At 57.4% G+C, this 6,065-nt stretch carries 6 protein-coding genes; 1 reads left to right on the top strand and 5 read right to left on the bottom strand.

Features of this window, described 5'->3' with window-relative positions; translation table 11 throughout:
• Positions 1–976: 976 nt before the first annotated feature.
• The 5 genes from VGB22_07135 to rpmH all read right to left on the bottom strand — a co-directional run bounded on the left by VGB22_07135 (position 977) and on the right by rpmH (position 4,486).
• Positions 977–1,672 carry a hypothetical protein gene (locus tag VGB22_07135; protein ID HEX9751038.1) on the bottom strand — a complete coding sequence of 232 codons (696 nt, stop codon included), beginning with the start codon at positions 1,670–1,672 and terminating at the stop codon, positions 977–979.
• Between the two features lie 161 nt (positions 1,673–1,833).
• The gene (gene yidC, locus VGB22_07130; protein ID HEX9751037.1) at positions 1,834–3,621 is read right to left on the bottom strand and encodes a membrane protein insertase YidC; all 1,788 of its coding nucleotides are present in this window, start codon (positions 3,619–3,621) and stop codon (positions 1,834–1,836) included.
• 10 nt (positions 3,622–3,631) lie between these two features.
• Entirely contained in the window at positions 3,632–3,865 is a 234-nt protein-coding gene (yidD, locus tag VGB22_07125; protein ID HEX9751036.1) for a membrane protein insertion efficiency factor YidD, read from the bottom strand.
• Positions 3,849–4,256, bottom strand: coding sequence for a ribonuclease P protein component (locus tag VGB22_07120; GenBank protein HEX9751035.1), 408 nt, complete (start codon positions 4,254–4,256; stop codon positions 3,849–3,851). Before VGB22_07120 ends, yidD begins: the two co-directional genes overlap by 17 nt.
• Before the next feature lie 80 nt (positions 4,257–4,336).
• Positions 4,337–4,486, bottom strand: a complete 150-nt coding sequence (gene rpmH / locus VGB22_07115; GenBank protein HEX9751034.1) for a 50S ribosomal protein L34 — start codon at positions 4,484–4,486, stop codon at positions 4,337–4,339.
• A gap of 451 nt (positions 4,487–4,937) precedes the next feature.
• On the opposite strand from rpmH, the gene VGB22_07110 reads away from it, so the two are divergent.
• Entirely contained in the window at positions 4,938–6,044 is a 1,107-nt protein-coding gene (locus VGB22_07110; GenBank protein HEX9751033.1) for a hypothetical protein, read from the top strand.
• Positions 6,045–6,065: the final 21 nt, after the last annotated feature.

Genomic DNA, 6,065 nt, shown 5'->3' with positions numbered 1-6,065 from the left:
GCAATAGCGGCGCGAGTTGCCGCCATTGCCGGTCGGTCAACATCCGTTCGTATCGTGGCATGAGGCCCCCCCTCACGGAGGCGAGCATCACACCCGCGAAATGGCTTGGCAAGATGTTTTTGAGGTTATGAAACTGATTCTATGCCTGAGAGGATTGACGATTTAAAGGTCAGTGTATCGATGCCTTCGCCGAAATGTGTCACTTGGATGAATGGATCGTCATACAGGAATGAATAATAGTGTGCGAGGATGAGTGGGAATGTCCGACTTCGCAGTACCGAAACAACTCGAGTGTCCTTATCCACGCCGCGAGGCGGCATTGCGGATGTGTCTATGCTCCTCCTCACGTGTGGGACCAGCCATGAGAGGACGACGAGAAGCAAACCAGATGCCAGGATCGACACGACAATCTGCGCTGCAATCCCTCCGCGCGATGAGGCGTCATCGCCCCTTCCCATGCTAAGGACGCGCGTTCCGGCCATAACATCAAACAGAGATGACTGCCCGCCGGAATACAAGACAGAGACTGGCCATGCAAACACTATCACTCCAAGTACGAACAGGTTCAGTCCTACAGATAGTAATTGGGGCAGTTGCAAGATCATGAATACTAAATCAAGCAAGATGGCTAATGTTAACGGCCATAGTACAAAGAGCGCCGCTCTCAGAGATGACCTAGCCAGATTTAATGTTTTGTTAGTTGATGATGCGCGCGATAATCGAAGCAGCCACTTTCCAACTGTCGTTCCGTTCTGGAACGTTTCGAGGACGATATAGTACAAGACGAATACCAATATGAAGGTCGCCGATGAGAGGTGAGGCGAAAGAGGGCCGAATAATCCTCCAATAAGTGCGCCAAAGACGCAAATGAAGGAGATGCATAGCAAATCAATTGACGCGGCAGTGAAGCGCCGTAACACAAACGCGAAGGCCCGTCCCAACGCTACAGCCTTGTGCACGAGGAGGTGGCCCTCTCTCATTTCTTCCTTCCAAGCCGTACAGCTATCGCGAGGACGATGAAAAAGATAAACGTCACCGTCAAAGAGAACAGATTCTCTGCGAGATACAAACCGACTCCGGTTATGAGCGAGGCACGCCGGACAGAATTGCTGTTGGCGGATGAACTAACGTCGATTGGTGCCGGCTGTTCTCGGGAGCCAAATGAACCCCAAATTGTTAGTACGAAGCCTGCGTGAGGGGGGAGTTCGCCAATACTCTCGAATACGAATGATCCATCTTCCCTTTCGGCGTACGTACAAATCTCCGACTGCCTTTTGATTAACAAGAGATCACGAGATTCAACAGCGCAGTCAGTTATTTCACGAGCCAGGCGGAGTGAGAGCGCAATATCAGTTATTGTCATTCTTGAGTTATTCTCAAATGTCACTCTTAGTATCTGAGTTACTCCAAGGAACTTGCTAATTTGCTGTTTCAAGGTCGAGAGACTGTCAGGGATTGAGTTCGAAGCTGTATCCCAGGCCGTCTTCGTGTGAACTGGCTTGATAGTATCGAGCATCTGATAGGTGATCGATAGGTCGGGGGGAGTGAAGTGCCTATACGTAGCTATTCCCATACCGAGCAGGCCAAAGAGAACAAGGGCTTGAGTAGCAATCTCGATGAAGCCACGATAAGCCGCACTCTCACGTACACTGTTCAAGAGATGTGACCCCATTCGATTGTCCTCCGGATTGAATGAATATGCTGGCTTCGGGCTGACACGCAAGCAGATTGTGATCGGTTGGGAAGAAGCAGGTGGGCCATTGGCTCGCACTTAAGTGCAAGTCGCAGTAGGTCTCTGATGTGCACCAATCCGTTGCCGGTAAGGCGAGCAGGTTACGCAGCCGTTTCGGTCTTGAGGATGCGGCCGGAGCCGACTTCGTCGGCATCGGCGGGGGATTCGTCGTCGGGGTGGCCGATGAGCCAGACTTGTTCGATGATCGAGAAGATGTTGTAGCAGCACCAGTAGAGATTCAAGCCCGCCGGGAAGTTGCGAAACAGAAATCCGAACAGCAACGGCATCAGGTAGATGAGCATCTTCTGCTTGGGGTCCTTGGTGGAGAGCTTCTGCTGCACGAACATCGCGACCGTCATGATGATCGGGAGGATGTAGTAGGGGTCCTTTTGCGACATGTCGGTGACCCAGCCGACAAAGTGCGCGCCGCGCAGCTCGATCGTGGTCTGGAACAACTGGAAGAGCGCGTAGAAGATCGGCATCTGCGGCAACAGCGGCAGGCAGCCGGAGAGCGGATTGACCCCCGCCTCGCGGTACATCTTCATCATCTCCTGATTCATCCGCTGCGGGTCTTTCTTGAATCGCTCGCGCAGCTTTTCCATCCTCGGCTGCAGCGACTGCATGCGGCGCATCGAGCGCATCTGTTTTTTGGTCAACGGATGCATCACGGTCTTGATCAACAGCGCGAAGATGATGATGACGACGCCAAAGTTGGGGATCACCGAGTGCAGGATTCCGAAGAGCCAGAGCAACAGCAGTGCGAACGGGCGCACGATCCAGCGCCACCCCAGATCGACCATCTCCTCCAGGCCGACATTGTGGGACTTCAACACGTCGTAGTCGATCGGGCCGGCGTAGACCGTCCAGGTCAGATCGACCGGTTCGCCGGTGCGCAGATCGCTGCGGACCCAGGCGGAGAATTGCTTGAGCGTGGCCGATGCACCGGGCGCGATCCAGGGGCGGGTGTCGCTGACGACATGGAACTCCGAACCAACGTGCGATGGGATCACCGCGCAAACGAAATACTTCGTGCGCACCGCGGCCCAGTGTGTTTCGCCGGTGAGCGTTTGCGTCGGTTTGTCCTTGTCGACATCCTTGACTTTCTCCAGGTCCGTTCCCATCAGAGCGACCGCGGCGAAATGGCCGTTGTCGTCGGAGGCCGAGGGTTCGGTCGGCCACAGGCCCCCGGTCCAGCCGTAACCGATTTCGCGTTCGACCCCCGCGCGCCACGGATCGGGAATCGACAGGCGCAAACGGAAATCATGCCGATCCGCAAAGAACGTGTAGGACAACATCCAGGTGCTTCCCCCAGAGGGGGACGTTCCGCCCGCGCGTGTCTGGGTCGTCAATGTTACCGTCGCGGAATCATCGCCGTGCAGCGTCAGCGAGTGCCGGTCGGAGGTAAAGGGCGCATCGGCCAAATCGAGTGAATCGGAGAATGGCTCGAAGCGCGGGCCGCCGGTGTCGGTCGTGTCGAGCAGGACAATCGGCTCGCCGCGACGGTAGACATCGTTGTAGACATAGTCCTTGAGCACCAGCCGCACGATGCGACCGCCGCGCGTGGCGATCAGCGCTTCGATCTTCGGTGTCGAAACTGTGATCGTCTCATTGCGCCAGTCGGCGCGCGCAACGAAGAACGCGGCTGTAGTGTCGGAGGTCTGTTCAGACTGCGCCGGTTGTGAAGCTGACTTCTCGGCGATCGCTTGCGACTGCTGTTCGGGTGTCGCCGATGGCGAAGTTGCCGTCGTATCGGTGGCGACCGGTTCGGTTTTGGGAGCCGGTTTGTAGCCGATCCATTCCCAGTACACGGGCAAGAGCAGCACGATCGCGATTAAGACCACGAACGCCAGAAGCGTGTTGAAGTTGATCGGCTGTTTTTGTTCGTCCATCGGGATCAGTCTACGGGACCGGATCGTATCCGAACGAGCCGCCGGGACGGCAGCGCACGAGACGCTTAGCCGCCAGTTTGCCGCCTGCGATCGCACCGTGACGCGACAACGCTTCTGCGGCGTATTCCGAACACGACGGGATGTGACGACAGCCGCCGATGAGCCATGGCGCGATCAACAGTTGGTAACCGCGAATCGCGACAATGCCGACCTCGCCGAGCAATCGGTCAATCCGATTCCACATCGCTGTCGTTCCGAACCAGTTCGAGGGTTGTTTTCATCTGTGCACACAGGTGTTCAAAACTCTCATACGCGGCACGGTTGCCATTGGCCTTGATGACGATGCGGAATCCGATGGGCCAACTCACTTTGTTGGCTCGCACCGCCTCACGCAAGCGCCGCTTGATGCGATTGCGCACATACGCGGCTCCACAATGCCGCGACGCCACAAAGGCAAACTGCGCCGGAGCTGCCGCCGACGGTTCGCCTTCGCTCCAGAGCGCACGAAAGGCGGCGACGCGCCGTCGACCATCAGGAGAATCACCGATGGCACGCACGGTGCGCGGATTCTTCAGGCGGCATCGGCGCGGAAAAGTCAGCCCCGGTCCGTGGGCCGACCGGGATTGCCGTTGCATCGCTGTCACGAAAGTCAGTGAAGTTGCGTCCCGCGTCGCTCGACCCGTGCGGGCCGAATGGTGCGGAACTGTTGGGCGGATTACTTCGACGCTGCGCGGACGGTCAGGCGCTTGCGCCCCTTGGCGCGACGACGGCGAAGGACATCGCGTCCCTGACGCGTCGCCATGCGGGCGCGAAAACCGTGATCGGCCAGTTTTTTGCGATTCGATGGTTGAAATGTTCTCTTCATTGGTCCCCTGCTTTGGAATCCGGGAAGTCGTTAGGATAACCATTTTTTGCCCTGAAGCAAGGCGATTCGGCGAACGTCACCCTGAGCGGGCCGTGGGGGCACGAACTCAAGCCCTTATTGGTCACTGGGTTGTGCCGGTTCGGCACGCGCTGCTTAGGTGTCACCTGCCCGTTGCCAAGGAGCAACGCTCCCCTTACATTGTTGTGTTATCAGGACGGTCGCGGACTGTCCTGAGGATTCGTAACTGTTCAGAGCATTGTACGCACGACAACCACACGATCTCGCGCGACCCGGCCTGCCTCACCACTCAAGACCCTGCCGCGTGTTCTGTCTGGAAGGTGTCCACGCAATCGTGCGACCCATCGGCGGTATTATCTCAGGAGGAATAATGCGTCGTTTAAGTTTGCTTCTCGCACGAGGTTTGCTCGCAGCAATCGGAGTGTTCGGCTTATTGAGCTTGGCGGGATGCCCTGACGAGGGAGGCGAAAACATCGAACTGGCCGCGCGACTCTATGTGCTCAATCAGGGTGAGGGGACTCTGTTTATCCTGAATGCCAACACTCTGGATCGCATCGACTCGGTCAATCTCGAAGTCACCAATCCGCACTACATCGGATTCGATCCGGAAGGCGAATTCTACTATGTCGCGTCGCGCAGCATCGGCGGCATGATCACCAAGTGGCGCGCCTCCGACAATACGCCCATGGGGTCGGTGCAGATGCCGTTTGATTTTCAGCCGACGTCGATCGGGATCACTCCCGATGGGCAAACCGGTTATGTGGTCAACTTCGGCGGACTGGACATCACAACCCGTACCAAGATCATGAAACTTGATTTGAGCACGATGACGATCATCCCGACCAACATGACGGCCGGGGCCATGACACACGACTGCCGTGTTTCCGACGATGGGCAGTTCGCGGTCGCCTGCAACATGATGACCAATGACGTCACAGTGATCTACCTCGACGCCGACTCGGTGAAGAACATCTCGGTCGATCCCGACAGTCTCTATCCGACGGGCACGCAGAAATACGGCCCGTATGGAATCTGGATCGAGGAATCCGAAGACGCACTGGCGGCGCACGGGGGGCGTCGCGTGTTCATCGCCTGCCAGCACGCGGGGCAGGTGCGCGTCATGGATCTGAATGATCTGGACATCACCGACTCAATCGAGATCTCCGAGCACGGGCATGGCGGCGGCAGCCATGAGACGCTCTATGGACCCACGCAGGTGCTGCATGATCCGGCCAACGATCACATCTTCGTCACGACGCAATTCGAAAACTTTGTCTGGGTCGGGCACCCCGAGGGGGGCGCGCACGGCGAAGAGGGCGAGGATTTCTGGATTCTGCGACCGCAGGCGATCCAGCCGTTCGGCATTGTGAAATCCGAAGACGGGCGGCGCGTCTACTTCACGTGTGTCAATGCCACGGGCAAGGGCTGGGTCTACGCGATCGACAACTTCTCCCATCCGCCGAGGATCATTGACTCGACCGAAGTCGGAAAGCTGTCTTACGGCCTGGCGTGGCAACCGCCGGTCAAGCCGCAGCCGTAACACAGTCGCCAGAGGCGACTA

Source organism: Candidatus Zixiibacteriota bacterium, assembly GCA_036397555.1.
In the GTDB taxonomy this organism is placed as follows: Bacteria; Zixibacteria; MSB-5A5; order WJJR01; family WJJR01; genus DATKYL01.
This window is presented reverse-complemented; position numbering and strand designations above follow the sequence as displayed.

Coding starts and splice junctions, on each gene's coding strand:
- VGB22_07135 (HEX9751038.1), bottom strand. CDS start 1,672: ATGGGGTCACATCTCTTGAACAGTGTACGTGAGAGTGCGGCTTATCGT.
- yidC (HEX9751037.1), bottom strand. CDS start 3,621: ATGGACGAACAAAAACAGCCGATCAACTTCAACACGCTTCTGGCGTTC.
- yidD (HEX9751036.1), bottom strand. CDS start 3,865: ATGTGGAATCGGATTGACCGATTGCTCGGCGAGGTCGGCATTGTCGCG.
- VGB22_07120 (HEX9751035.1), bottom strand. CDS start 4,256: ATGCAACGGCAATCCCGGTCGGCCCACGGACCGGGGCTGACTTTTCCG.
- rpmH (HEX9751034.1), bottom strand. CDS start 4,486: ATGAAGAGAACATTTCAACCATCGAATCGCAAAAAACTGGCCGATCAC.